This window comes from Burkholderia sp. AU45274 (genome assembly GCF_030482505.1).
Taxonomy (GTDB): domain Bacteria; phylum Pseudomonadota; class Gammaproteobacteria; order Burkholderiales; family Burkholderiaceae; genus Burkholderia.
The window spans coordinates 1,507,120-1,519,492 of record NZ_JAUJQE010000001.1 but is presented as its reverse complement, the minus strand read 5'-3'; the positions used below and the strand labels follow the sequence as shown (position 1 = coordinate 1,519,492).

The following is a 12,373-nucleotide window of genomic DNA, read 5'->3' as shown; positions in this document are numbered from 1 at the left end:
GATGACGCATGTCCCGCTTCGATTTGCGCCGCATGGCACGCGCTTTGCGATTGACCCGGTGCCGCCGGTGCAAACGAAACACGCAACCACGATGAACGCATCGGCGGCATGCAGCGACATCGAAACAAACGGGGAATCGGATCGGGGCGTGGGCGCCGCCTGGAGCGACGTACATGCCGCGCATGTCGTATCGGCCATGCGCAAGGGGCAACGCGCTCCCGATCCGTCGAACAGCAAGCGTGCTTGCAAGGTGTCGTGCCGGGGTTCGCGTCACGCGTGGCGGCGCAGGTCGCATGCGTTGGCGAGGCGCGCCCGGCACATGTCGGGGGAGGCGCCCGTGAAAACGACGGTGAACCAATGGGTAGCGGTCGCGGTGACGTGCGCCGCGAGCATGCATGTACTCGCGCAGGAGATCTACCTGCAGGGCGGCACGCAGGGCGTCGGCATCGGCGCGGCCGTGAGCTTCAATTCGATGCTGGGCGCGCACGCGGACTTCAATGCGATCGATCTTTCGCATGACTTCACGGTAGCCGGCAATCGCTATCAGGACGACCTGAAGCTGCGCCAGGGCGGCCTGTACGCGGACATCTTTCCATGGCGCGGCAGCGGCTTCCGGGCGACGCTCGGCCTGCGCTTCAACGACGACGAACTCCGTGGCGTATCGGTGCCGACCAATGGCTCCTATGTGTTCGGCGGCAAGCGCTATCCGGCGATGCCGGGGATGAACGCGGTGGCGGAAGCGCGCTATCCGACCGTGATGCCGTACTTCGGGATCGGCTACGGGCACCGGCCGGCATCGAAGGGGCTGGGCTTCGTCGCGGATCTTGGCGTGGCCTACGGGATACCGAAATGTTCGTACACGCTGTCGCCGGAACTGGCGGCCGCGGCCGGGCCGGCGAAGAGCCAGATCCTGACCGCGAGCGGGCTGGATTCGCTGCGGCAGGTGATGTCGCGCTATCGGTGGTACCCGGTGTTGCAGATCGGGATTTCGTATCGGTTCTGAGCGGTGGGCAGGTCACAGCGTGGCCGTTTGACGCTCGCGTTCGGGCGGTACCGATCGGTGTGCCGGACGCGCGCTGCTGCGTTTCGCGATGAATGGATGCTCGATGTAGCGATAGGTCAGCAACGCACAAAGTACCGCGACCAGCGCGCATCCAAGCGAGAGCATCCAGCGTTGCAGGTCGTCCGCGGAACCGATCTGGAAAACGAACCGGTTGATCGCGTGGATCAGCACGTACACGATCACCATGTGGATCATGTAGATGCTGAAGCTGACCGTGCCGAGCAACGCGAGCGGCCGGGTCTTGAGCACGCCGTAGAACGTGTTCCCGCACGCGACGCAGACGAACACGGGCAGCAGCGGCAACACGCCCTCGATCGAATAGCGTTCACCCGGGCTCGGGGCGACGGCAAGGATCAGCAACGCGACGGTGGCGGCCGATTTCGTGTCGAGCCGCGCGCGGATGGCGGGGTGCCGCGACATCTCGAATGCCACGGCACCGAGCGCAAACAGCAGGGCCAGGCTGCCAGGCTGCCCGAACAGCGTCGCGCAGATCGTGACGATCGCGAGCGCGAACAGCTTGCGCCACGCATGCGTCGCGACGAACCACGCGAGAAACGGAACGACGGCATAGAACCGCCATTCATATCCGAGCGTCCACCAGACGCCGCTCAGATAGCTGGTGTGTCGGGCGCCGTTGATCGGGAACGCGCCGAACCAGCCGAGCGACACGGTCTTGAGCACGTCGGCCAGCAACTGCGTCGGCGCGTCCACGACGTTGCGAGGAAACCAGACCAGCGTGCAGACGACGATGACGATCGCGCAAGCGAGATAGAGCGGGGCGACGCGCCGCACGCGCCCGACGAAGAAGGTCCGCACGTCGAGCGTGCCCTTGCACGCGCGTTCCCAGAACAGGAACCCGGTGACCATGAAGAACATCGCGACGGGAATCGTCCCGAGATTGCGCAGGAAGCCGGGGCTCGTGCCCCAGCTTCCGGTCGTGAGCAAGCCCTGGTTGCACGCGAAGTGATGAAAGACGACGGAGGTGGCGAGGATGCCGCGGAATCCGTCCAGATTGCGATAGCGCATCGACAGCGACTGGTCGACGGCGAACCGGTAGAACGGCGTGTGTCGCGCGACGAACCACGCGATGATCGCCACGGCCGCAAGGCAGGCCGGGAAGTAGAGTTTGTCGGGAGTCGGGGAAAGGAGGGTGTCGAAAGAAGGCGTAACAAAGTCCACTGAAAGGCGTCTCGTGTCTTGATCGGGATTTCAGGCACGGATGATCCGCGTCGATGCAAGGTCTTCTGCGCGCTTTGCTCGGCGTTCTATCGCCAGTCTCATGGTTTCGATGGTATCAAACGATGCCGATGGCCGCAGAGCCGGCGAGTGGCGGCAGGCTGCGCGTCGGAAACCGGCCATTCGGCTGTCTTTCACCTCGCTCCGTCCCGGTTTACCTTGGGCGACAGCAGTTCGAGGCGTCGGGCCAGCGGCGGCCGGTGGGCGGATCCGTTTCGTCCGGAGCCGAGGGCCAGCGCCGACATCGTCGTCCGTCCGTCATCAAGATGATAGCAATGCTTGCACTTCATCCTGTTGGCGCTATCATTGATAGCAAATCCGGATGGAGGAATTCATGGCAAATCTACTGGTGCGTAACGTGGATGACAGTATCGTTCAGAGCCTGCGCGAGCAGGCTGCGGCAAATGGCAGGAGTGCCGAGGCCGAACATCGGGCCATCCTGGCCGATGCGCTCGGCCGGCCGAAGCGTAAGACATTTGCGCAAGTGCTGATGAGCATGCCCGATGTTGGCGACGACGCGGATTTTCAACGTGTTCAGGATTCCGGCGAGGCCAGGCGTGTATTTGATTGATACGAACATCATCAGCGAAATCAGGAAGGGCAAGCGAACCAACCGTGGCGTGCGGGCGTTCTTCACGCAGGCCGCGGCGGACGCGAGCCCGCTTTACCTGTCCGTCGTGACGGTTGCTGAACTTCGCCGCGGCGTCGATCTGATCCGTCATCGCGGCGATCATCCTCAGGCGTCGGCGCTCGAGGCCTGGATGGCGACCATCCTGTCCGGCTATGCGCCGAACATCCTGCCGGTCGACATCGAGATCAGCCAGATGTGGGGGCATTTGCGCGTGCCCGATCCGACGCACGAACTCGACAAGCTGATCGCGGCCACCGCGCTGATCAACGATCTCACCGTGGTCACGCGCAACGTCGCGGATTTCGCCCGCACCGGCGTCCGGCTGCTGAACCCGTTCGACTGACCCGTGTTGCCGCGCCGCGGCAATCCGCACCCGCTCCCCGTCTTCTCCCGCATGCACAGCCCGTCCCGCCGGGCTTCCGCGCGCACCTGCGCCGCGCCGATTCCCCGCCGCCTCTCGTCCCAACAGACGATGTAACACCACCCCCGACCGGCCAGAATCCTTTCACGAACAACGGATTCTGAACCAGGAGGAGGCCGACATGATCGATGTCCGTGCGCTTGGCTATGTCGTCGTCGAGGCGACGCGCGTCGATGCGTGGCGCCGCTACGCGGAAGACGTGCTGGGCATGCAGGCGCTCGACGCGCCCGACGGCGCGCTGTACCTGAAGATGGACGAGCGCGATTTCCGCTACGTGATCGTTCCCGGCTCGACCGACCGCTATTTCGCGTCGGGCTGGGAACTGCCCGACGGCGCCGCGTTCGACGCCGCGCTGGCGGCACTGCAGCGGGCGGGCGTCGAGCCGGTGCGCGCGACCCGCGACGAAGCCGCGCTGCGCCGCGTGCAGGCGATGGCGTGGTGCATCGACCCGTCCGGCAACCGCCACGAGCTGTACTGGGGCGCGCGCTGCGACTTCCGCCGCTTCGTGTCGCCGCTGGGCGTCTCGCACTTCGTCACCGGCGACATGGGGCTCGGCCACGCGGTGCTGCCCGCGCCGCAGTTCGACGCGACCGACGCGTTCGTGCGCGGCGTGCTCGGCTTCGAGCTGTCCGACATCTTTCGCGTGAAGTTCACCCCGGATCCGGCCGAACCCGAGAAGCGCATCCACTTCATGCACTGCCGCAACGCGCGCCATCACAGCCTCGCGCTGTTCGAGATGGCCGTGCCGTCGGGCTGCGTGCACGTGATGGCGGAAGTCGGCTCGATGGACGAAGTCGGCCGCGCGCTCGACCGCGTGGCCGCGCACGACGTGAAGCTGTCCGCGACGCTCGGCCGTCACTGCAACGACCAGATGATCTCTTTCTACATGAAGACCCCCGGCGGCTTCGATCTCGAATACGGTTTCGGCGGCCTCACGGTCGACTGGTCGAAGCACGCGGTGTTCGAGGCCACGAAGGTGAGCCAGTGGGGCCACGATTTCAGCATCGGATACCGGTAAGCCAGCACGATGACGATGAAACCTCTCGACAAGACGATGTCCGCGCGCGACGTGGTCGCGCAACTCGCCGACGGCATGACGATCGGCATCGGCGGATGGGGGCCGCGGCGCAAGCCGATGGCGCTGGTGCGCGAGATCGCGCGCTCGAACCTGAAGGACCTGACGATCGTCGCGTACGGCGGCGCCGATGTCGGCCTGCTGTGCGCGGCGGACAAGGTGCGCAAGGTGGTGTTCGGCTTCGTGTCGCTCGACGTGATTCCGCTCGAACCGCATTTCCGTCGGGCCCGCGAGCAGGGCCGCGTCGACGTGCTCGAACTCGACGAAGGGATGCTGCAGCTCGGCCTGCGCGCGGCCGCCGCGCGCCTGCCGTTCCTGCCGACCCGTGCCGGGCTCGGCACCGCGCTGCTCGATCACGCGCCGCAACTGCGCACCGTGCAATCGCCGTACGACGACGGCGAGACGCTGCTCGCGATGCCCGCGATCGACCTCGACGTCGCGCTGCTGCACGTGAACGCGGCCGACCGGATGGGCAATACGCGCATCGACGGCCCGGATCCGTTCTTCGATGCGTGGATGGCGCGGGCCGCACAGCGCTGCTACGTGTCGGCGGAAACGCTCGACGCATCGCTCGCGAGCGAAGACCTCGACGCCGCCAAACGCAACCCGTTCGAACGCTCGCTCGTCACCGGCGTCGTGCATGCGCCGGGCGGCGCGCACCCGACGTCGTGCGGGCCGGCCTACGGCTGGGACCTGCCGCACCTGCGCGCGTACTGCGCGAGCGCGGAAGACGACGCGAAAACGACGGCGTACCTGCGCGACGTGGTCGGCCAGGACGAACGCCGGTACCTCGAAGGCGTCGGCGGTCTGTCGCACGTGACGACGCTGCCGTTGCCGATTCTGTAAAGGAGCGCCTGTGAGCGAATCTCTCGACCATTCCCTCGCGGAACTGATGATCGTCGCGTCCGCGCGACTCTGGCGCGACGACGGCGAAGTGCTGGCGACCGGCATCGGCACGGGCCCGCGGCTCGCGGCCGGCCTCGCGCGGCTCGCATACAACAACGGGCTGATGCTGACCGACGGCGAAGCGTATCTCGTCGAGGAGCCGGTGCCGCTGGGGCCCCGCCCCGACGGCTATCGGGTGAAGGCGAGCGGCTGGATGACCTACGAGCGCGTGTTCGACTGCCTGTGGCACGGCCGCCGCCATGCGCTCGTGATGCCGACGCAGATCGACCGGTTCGGCCAGGCCAACATCTCGTGGCTCGGCGACGACTACGCGCGCCCGAAAACCCAGCTGCTCGGCGCACGCGGCTTCCCCGGCAACACGACGAACCACGCGAATTCGTTCTTCGTCAGCGGCCACGGCAAGCGCACGTTCGTCGAGAGCGAAGTCGACATGGTGTGCACGGTCGGCTACAACCCGGCGCGCCGGCTGCCCGGGATGAAGACCTTCGTCGACCTGCGCAGCATCGTCACCGACCTGTGCGTGATGGATTTCGGCGGGCCGGACCATGCGATCCGCGTGCGTTCGCTGCATCCGGGCGTGAGCTTCGACGAGGTGCAGGACGCGACCGGCTTCCCGCTGATCGCCGCACCCGACCTCGGCACGACGGCCCCGCCGACTGCGGAAGACCTGCGCATCGTGCGTGCGCTCGATCCGCACAACCTGCGCGCGGCGATCGTGCGCAACAATCCGGCGCCGCGCCGGGGATGAGGTCCGACATGGAAGCGACCCAGGTGACCTTCGGCGACGGTGTCGTCGACTACGCGGTCGAGGATGGCATCGCGACGATCACGATGAACCGCCCCGAGTATCACAACGCGCAGAACTCGAAGATGACGTATGCGCTCGACGCGGCGTTCCGGCGCGCGGCGCACGACGACGCGGTGAAGGCGATCGTGCTCGCGGGCGCCGGCAAGCATTTCTCGGCGGGCCACGACATCGGCACGCCGGGCCGCGACATCCACGAATCGTTCGACCGCGCATCGCTGTGGTACGACCACGTCGACAAGGAGGGCGGCGAATTCCTCTATGCCCGCGAGCAGGAGGTGTACCTCGGGATGTGCCGACGCTGGCGCGACCTGCCGAAGCCGACGATCGCGATGGTGCAGGGCGCGTGCATCGCCGGCGGCCTGATGCTCGCGTGGGTGTGCGACCTGATCGTCGCGTCCGAGGATGCGTTCTTCGCCGATCCGGTCGTGCGGATGGGGATTCCGGGCGTCGAGTATTTCGCACATGCGTACGAGCTCAACCCGCGCATCGCGAAGGAGTTCCTGTTCCTCGGCGAGCGGATGCCGGCCGAGCGCGCGTACCAGATGGGGATGGTCAACCGCGTGGTGCCGCGCGAGCGGCTGCGCGACGCGACCTATGCGATCGCCGCGAAGATCGCGACGATGCCGCGCCTCGGGCTCACGCTGACCAAGCAGGCGCTGAACCACGTCGAGGAGCTGCAGGGCAAGCGCGCGGCGATGGACGCGGCGTTCGCGTGGCATCACTTTGCGCATGCGCACAACGAGCTGGTGAGCGGCGATCGCCTCGGCGGCTACGACGCGCGCAGCATGGCCAGCTCGCAGCGCCAGCCGAACGGCGCGGATCGCGGCGACACGCAGGCGCAGGCACCGGTCGCCGTCAACGGAGCCGCCGCATGAGCACGACGCTGCATACGCCTTTGTGCGACCTGCTCGGCTGCCGCTATCCGATCGTGCAGACCGCGATGGGCTGGGTGGCCGATGCACGGCTCGTCGCGGCCACCGGCAACGCGGGCGGCTTCGGCTTCCTCGCCGGCGCGACGCTCGAACCCGACCAGGTCGAGGCCGAGATCCTGAAAGTGAAGTCGCTGACGGACCAGCCGTTCGGCATCAACTTCCACATGTTCCAGAAGAACGCGCAGCAGGTCGTCGAACTGGCGATCAAGCACCGGCTGCGCGCGGTGAGCTACGGCCGCGGGCCCGATGCGAAGACGATCCGCCGCTTCAAGGATGCCGGCATCGTCTGCATGCCGACCGTCGGCGCACCGAAGCATGCGGCGAAAGCGGTTGAACTCGGCGCGGACATCGTGACGGTGCAGGGCGCGGAAGGCGGCGGCCACACCGGCTCGGTGCCGACCACGCTGCTGCTGCCGAAGGTGCTCGACGCGGTGCGCGTGCCGGTGGTCGCGGCCGGCGGGTTCTTCGACGGGCGCGGGCTGGCTGCCGCGCTCGCGTACGGCGCGGCCGGCATCGCGATGGGCACGCGCTTCCTGATGAGCGCCGAATCGCCGGTGCCGCGCGAGACGCTCGAGCGCTACGTCGCGGTCGGCGACCCGGCACGCATCCGCGTGTCGGACGCGCTCGACGGGCTGCCGCAACGGATGATCGACAACCCGTACCTGATGAAGCTCGAACGCTTCGGCCCGCTGCGCCGCACGTGGTTCGCGTTGAAGACGGCGGAAGCCTGGCGGCGCCAGAACGGGCTGAGCACCGGCGACATGCTCGGCCTCGCGCTCAAGGCACTGCGCTCGCATGACTACACCGCCAGCCAGACGCTGATGGCCGCGAACGCGCCGTTCCTGATCCAGCGCGCGATCGTCGAAGGCCGCCCGGATGAAGGCGTGCTGCCGAGCGGCCAGGCGGCCGCGATGATCGGCGCGATCGAATCGTGCGACGCATTGATCGCACGGATCGTCGCGGACGCCGGCGAGCGGCTCGACGCACTGGCCGCGCTGCGCGGCGCGCCGGCCGCACGGGCTGCGTGAAAACATAACAGGGAGGCTTTGGAGATGACAGCATCCAACCAACCGGCCGGCGCGACGCCGTTCCGGATCGATCGTGCCGATGGCATCGCCGAACTGGTGATCGCCCATCCGCCCGTAAACGCGCTCGACGCACAGGGCTGGCTTGCGCTCTCGCGCGCGCTCGACGCGCTCGGCGAGGACGACGACGTGCGCGTGATCGTCGTACGCGGCGAAGGGCGCGGCTTCTGCGCGGGCGTCGACATCAAGGAACTGGCCGCGCATCCGGAGCGGATCGTGGCGGTCAACGCGGGCAACTACGAGACGTTCCGCGCGGTGCACCGCAACCCGAAGCCGGTGATCGCGGCCGTGCACGGCTTCGTGCTCGGCGGCGGGATCGGCATCTGCGGGGCGGCGGACATCGTCGTCGCGGCCGACTGCGCGCGCTTCGGCGTGCCCGAGATCGACCGCGGCGCGATGGGCGGCGGCGCGCACCTGCAGCGGCTGTTCGGCGTGCAGAAGGTGCGCGCGATGTACTTCACCGGCGACATGATCGACGCGGCGGAAGCTTACCGGCTCGGCGCGGTCGAGCAGGTCGTGACGCGCGACGCGCTGCGCGACGCGGCGCTCGCGATCGCCCGCAAGATCGCGGCGAAGAGCCCGGCGATGGTGCGGCTCGCGAAGGAGGCGCTGAACGGCGTCGAGGACGGCGATCTCGAGGACAAGTACCGCTGGGAGCAGGGCTTCACGCTGCAGGCGTACATGACGAACGACTCGACGGAAGCGCGCGCCGCGTTCGTCGAGAAGCGCGATGCGCGTTTCGATGCGCAGGCAACCGCCGAGGAGGCACGCGCATGAACCTGACCTATACGCCGCAGCAACAGGCGTTCCGCGCGGAGATCCGCGCATGGCTCGCGGCGCACGTGCCGCGCGAGCGCTTGCCGAGCTTCGACACCGAGGAAGGCTTCGCCGCGCACCGCGAATGGGAGCGCACGTTGCACTCCGGCCGCTGGAGCATGGTCACGTGGCCGCGCGAACTCGGCGGCCGCGGCTGCGACCTGATCGAGTGGCTGATCTTCGAGGAAGAGTACTGGCGTGCCGACGCGCCGATGCGCGTGAACCAGAACGGCATCTTCCTGCTCGGCCCGACGCTGATGGATTTCGGCACGGCCGAGCAGAAGGCGCGCTTCCTGCCCGCGATGGCGGCCGGCGAGCACGTGTGGGCGCAGGGCTGGTCGGAGCCGAACGCGGGCTCGGACATGGCCGCGATCCGCACGACGGCCGCCCGCATCGGCGACGAATACGTGCTGAACGGCCAGAAGATCTGGTCGACGCGCGCGGTGTGGGCCGACTGGTTGTTCGGCCTGTTCCGCAGCGATCCCGAATCGTCGCGTCACCACGGGCTCACGTTCCTGATGGTGCCGCTGTCCGCGCCGGGCATCACGGTGCGGCCGATCCGCCAGCTGAACGGGCAGACCGGCTTCGCGGAAATCTTCTTCGACGACGTGCGTGTGCCGGTAGAGAACCGGCTGGCAGCGGAAGGCGCGGGCTGGCAGGTCGCGATGGCGACGGCCGGGTTCGAGCGCGGGCTGATGCTGCGTTCGCCGGCACGGTTCCAGCGCACTGCACAGGCGCTGCGCGACCTGTATCTCGCGCACCGTGACAGCGCCGACCGCGATCCGACGCTGCGCGAGCGCGTGGTGCAGGCGTGGATGGATGCGCAGGCCTATGCGCTGTCGACCTACGCGACCGCGAGCCGGCTGCTGAAGGGCGGCCATATCGGCGCGGAATCGAGCACCAACAAGGTGTTCTGGTCGGAACTCGATTTGCGCATGCACCAGACCGCGCTCGACATCCTCGGCGCGCATGGCGAAGTCGTCCCGCAGACGGCCGCGCAGCACGCGACGCTCGGGCACTGGCTCGACGGCTTCCTGTTCGCGCAGGCCGGCACGATCTACGCGGGCACCAACGAGATCCAGCGCAACATCGTCGCCGAACGGATGCTCGGCATGCCGCGTGCGTAAGCGCGCCGGCGCCACCCTTACAGAACGGACATCGTATGGATTTCGTATTCGATGAAGACCAGGAAGCGCTCGCGGACAGCGTGAAGCGCCTGCTGATGACCGAGATGACGCCCGAGCTGATCCGCGAGCTGTGGGCCACGCCGACCGGGCGCTCGGACGACCTGTGGGCGCTGTTCGCGTCGCAGGGGCTGACCGCCGTGTCGGTGCCCGAGGCGCACGGCGGCCTCGGCCTGACCGAAGCGGAATGGGCGCTGCTCGCGCAGGCCTACGGCTATTTCGGCAGCCCCGAGCCGCTGCTCGATACGGCGCTCGTATCGGCCGGCGTACTCGCGCGGCTGCCGGCGAGCGACTGGCGCGACGCATTGCTGCGCGACATCGCCGAAGGGCGCGCGCGCGTCGCGCTCGTGCATCCGGTGAATCCGTATGCGGCCGACGTGCATGTCGCGCAGACGCTGCTGTGCGAGCACCGCGGCGAGCTGCACCGCGTCGATCCGGCGCAATGCGCATGGCGTGCGGTTGACAGCGTCGACCCGTCGCGGCGGCTGTTCACGCTCGACTGGGAACCGTCGGCGGCCACGCGCATCGCGAGCGCCGACGCGGCCGCACCGCTGCTGAATCGTGCGCTCGACCACGGCGCGTTCGCGGTCGCCGCGCAACTGCTCGGCCTCACGCAGCGCGTGCTCGACGTCGCGATCGACTACAGCGCGCAGCGCAAGCAGTTCGGCAAGGCGATCGGTTCGTACCAGGCGCTCAAGCACCTGCTCGCCGATGTCGCGATCCGCTACGAGTTCGCGCGGCCGGTGGTGGCACGCGCCGCGCAGGCGATCGCCGACGATCACCCGCAGCGCGCGGTATTCGTGTCGCACGCGAAGCTCGCGGCGACGTCGGCCGCTCAGCTCGCCGCACGCCACTCGATGCAGGTGCACGGCGCGATCGGCTACACGTGGGAGCTCGACCTGCAGATCTTCATGAAACGCATCTGGGCGCTGTCCGGCAGCTGGGGCGACAGCGCGTTCCACAAGGCCCGCGTGGCCGACGCGATCCTCGGCGACGCGTTGCCGATCGGCCCCGCGCAGACCTTCGACCTCGAGGAATTGAACTGATGAGACAAGCCTATATCGTCGACGCGCTGCGCACGCCGACCGGCCGCCGCAAGGGCGGGCTCGCGCACGTGCACGCGGCGGACCTCGGCGGCTTCGTGCTGAAGACGCTGGTCGAGCGCAACGCGATTCCCGCCGATGAATACGACGACGTGGTGTTCGGCTGCGTCGACACGATCGGCCCGCTCGCGGGCAACATCGCGCGCACCTGCTGGCTCGCGGCCGGGCTGCCGCTGCAGGTGCCGGGCGTGACGGTCGATCGCCAGTGCGGCTCGTCGCAGCAGGCCGTGCACTTCGCCGCGCAGGCGGTGATGAGCGGCGTGCAGGATGTGGTGGTGGCCGGCGGCGTGCAGACGATGACGCAGATCCCGATCTCGTCCGCGATGACCTGCGCCGCGCCGCTCGGCTTCAACGACCCGTTCTCGGGCAGCACCGGCTGGCGCGCACGCTTCGGCGATGCGCCGGTGTCGCAGTTCGTCGCCGCGCAGCGGATCGCCGATCACTGGAACCTGTCGCGCGACGCGATGGAGCGCTATGCGCTGGAGAGCCACCGCCGTGCGGTTGCGGCGATCGAGGCCGGGCATTTCAAGCGGGAAATCGTGCCGCTCGAAGGCGTGATGCACGACGAGACGCCACGCCCCGATACGTCGCTGGAAAAGATGGCGACGCTCGAACCGCTGACGCCGGGCGGTTCGCTGACGGCGGCCGTCGCGAGCCAGACGTGCGACGCGGCGGCGGCGCTGCTGATCGTGTCGGAGGATGCGCTGAAGCGCTACGGCCTCACGCCGCGTGCACGCATCCATCACCTGAGCGTGCTCGGCGACGATCCGCTGTGGATGCTCACCGCGCCGATTCCCGCGACGAAGGCGGCGCTGAAGAAGAGTGGCCTCGACTGGTCTCGGATCGACGTCGTCGAGATGAACGAGGCATTCGCGTCGGTCGCGCAGGCCTGGCTCGCCGATACGCGTTTCCCGCACGAAAAGACCAACCCGAACGGCGGCGGGATCGCGCTCGGCCATCCGCTCGGCGCGACCGGCGCACGGCTGATGACGACGCTGCTGCACGAACTGGAACGCACGGGCGGCCGCTACGGGCTGCAGACGATGTGTGAAGGCGGCGGCCTAGCGAACGTCACGATCATCGAGCGCCTGTGAGCGCGCCACCTTCACGATC

Annotated in this window: 13 protein-coding genes; 12 read left to right on the top strand and 1 reads right to left on the bottom strand. The window is 68.2% G+C overall.

Going from position 1 to position 12,373, the window contains the following annotated elements:
• Positions 1-319 precede the first annotated feature (319 nt).
• Positions 320-1,003, top strand: coding sequence for a hypothetical protein (locus QZM35_RS06775; RefSeq protein WP_089429086.1), 684 nt, complete (start codon positions 320-322; stop codon positions 1,001-1,003).
• Between the two features lie 12 nt (positions 1,004-1,015).
• Here the strand turns inward: QZM35_RS06775 and QZM35_RS06770 are convergent, their stop codons facing one another.
• A complete protein-coding gene (locus QZM35_RS06770; protein ID WP_174972546.1) occupies positions 1,016-2,242 on the bottom strand; it encodes an acyltransferase in 1,227 nt (408 codons plus the stop codon).
• 391 nt (positions 2,243-2,633) lie between these two features.
• Between QZM35_RS06770 and QZM35_RS06765 the strand changes: the two genes are divergently transcribed.
• From QZM35_RS06765 to QZM35_RS06715, 11 genes are all read left to right on the top strand, one after another.
• A complete protein-coding gene (locus QZM35_RS06765; protein ID WP_039351245.1) occupies positions 2,634-2,870 on the top strand; it encodes a DNA-binding protein in 237 nt (78 codons plus the stop codon).
• Positions 2,857-3,273, top strand: a complete 417-nt coding sequence (locus QZM35_RS06760; RefSeq protein WP_226203062.1) for a type II toxin-antitoxin system VapC family toxin — start codon at positions 2,857-2,859, stop codon at positions 3,271-3,273. The genes QZM35_RS06765 and QZM35_RS06760 overlap by 14 nt, the downstream gene beginning before the upstream one ends.
• A 199-nt stretch (positions 3,274-3,472) precedes the next feature.
• Positions 3,473-4,369 carry a VOC family protein gene (locus QZM35_RS06755; protein WP_089432778.1) on the top strand — a complete coding sequence of 299 codons (897 nt, stop codon included), beginning with the start codon at positions 3,473-3,475 and terminating at the stop codon, positions 4,367-4,369.
• Between the two features lie 9 nt (positions 4,370-4,378).
• Entirely contained in the window at positions 4,379-5,272 is an 894-nt protein-coding gene (locus QZM35_RS06750) for a CoA transferase subunit A (RefSeq protein WP_089427359.1), read from the top strand.
• 10 nt (positions 5,273-5,282) lie between these two features.
• Positions 5,283-6,080, top strand: coding sequence for a CoA-transferase subunit beta (locus tag QZM35_RS06745; RefSeq protein WP_301775634.1), 798 nt, complete (start codon positions 5,283-5,285; stop codon positions 6,078-6,080).
• Positions 6,081-6,088: 8 nt separating this feature from the next.
• Positions 6,089-7,015, top strand: a complete 927-nt coding sequence (locus tag QZM35_RS06740) for an enoyl-CoA hydratase (protein ID WP_089432775.1) — start codon at positions 6,089-6,091, stop codon at positions 7,013-7,015.
• Positions 7,012-8,100: a nitronate monooxygenase family protein gene (locus QZM35_RS06735; protein WP_089427362.1), complete on the top strand. Its 1,089-nt coding sequence runs from the start codon at positions 7,012-7,014 to the stop codon at positions 8,098-8,100. The genes QZM35_RS06740 and QZM35_RS06735 overlap by 4 nt, the downstream gene beginning before the upstream one ends.
• A gap of 24 nt (positions 8,101-8,124) precedes the next feature.
• Positions 8,125-8,934: an enoyl-CoA hydratase family protein gene (locus QZM35_RS06730; RefSeq protein ID WP_301775633.1), complete on the top strand. Its 810-nt coding sequence runs from the start codon at positions 8,125-8,127 to the stop codon at positions 8,932-8,934.
• Positions 8,931-10,100 (top strand): acyl-CoA dehydrogenase family protein, encoded by a 1,170-nt coding sequence (locus QZM35_RS06725; protein ID WP_046547952.1) that lies wholly within the window; start codon positions 8,931-8,933, stop codon positions 10,098-10,100. Before QZM35_RS06730 ends, QZM35_RS06725 begins: the two co-directional genes overlap by 4 nt.
• A 35-nt stretch (positions 10,101-10,135) precedes the next feature.
• Positions 10,136-11,203 carry an acyl-CoA dehydrogenase family protein gene (locus QZM35_RS06720; protein WP_089427365.1) on the top strand — a complete coding sequence of 356 codons (1,068 nt, stop codon included), beginning with the start codon at positions 10,136-10,138 and terminating at the stop codon, positions 11,201-11,203.
• Positions 11,203-12,354, top strand: coding sequence for an acetyl-CoA C-acetyltransferase (locus QZM35_RS06715; protein ID WP_089496835.1), 1,152 nt, complete (start codon positions 11,203-11,205; stop codon positions 12,352-12,354). Before QZM35_RS06720 ends, QZM35_RS06715 begins: the two co-directional genes overlap by 1 nt.
• Positions 12,355-12,373: the final 19 nt, after the last annotated feature.

Excerpts from the sequence above, each read along its gene's own strand:
- QZM35_RS06775 (WP_089429086.1), top strand. The coding sequence starts at position 320 with ATGTCGGGGGAGGCGCCCGTGAAAACGACGGTGAACCAATGGGTAGCG.
- QZM35_RS06765 (WP_039351245.1), top strand. The coding sequence starts at position 2,634 with ATGGCAAATCTACTGGTGCGTAACGTGGATGACAGTATCGTTCAGAGC.
- QZM35_RS06755 (WP_089432778.1), top strand. The coding sequence starts at position 3,473 with ATGATCGATGTCCGTGCGCTTGGCTATGTCGTCGTCGAGGCGACGCGC.
- QZM35_RS06750 (WP_089427359.1), top strand. The coding sequence starts at position 4,379 with ATGACGATGAAACCTCTCGACAAGACGATGTCCGCGCGCGACGTGGTC.
- QZM35_RS06740 (WP_089432775.1), top strand. The coding sequence starts at position 6,089 with ATGGAAGCGACCCAGGTGACCTTCGGCGACGGTGTCGTCGACTACGCG.
- QZM35_RS06735 (WP_089427362.1), top strand. The coding sequence starts at position 7,012 with ATGAGCACGACGCTGCATACGCCTTTGTGCGACCTGCTCGGCTGCCGC.
- QZM35_RS06730 (WP_301775633.1), top strand. The coding sequence starts at position 8,125 with ATGACAGCATCCAACCAACCGGCCGGCGCGACGCCGTTCCGGATCGAT.
- QZM35_RS06725 (WP_046547952.1), top strand. The coding sequence starts at position 8,931 with ATGAACCTGACCTATACGCCGCAGCAACAGGCGTTCCGCGCGGAGATC.
- QZM35_RS06720 (WP_089427365.1), top strand. The coding sequence starts at position 10,136 with ATGGATTTCGTATTCGATGAAGACCAGGAAGCGCTCGCGGACAGCGTG.
- QZM35_RS06715 (WP_089496835.1), top strand. The coding sequence starts at position 11,203 with ATGAGACAAGCCTATATCGTCGACGCGCTGCGCACGCCGACCGGCCGC.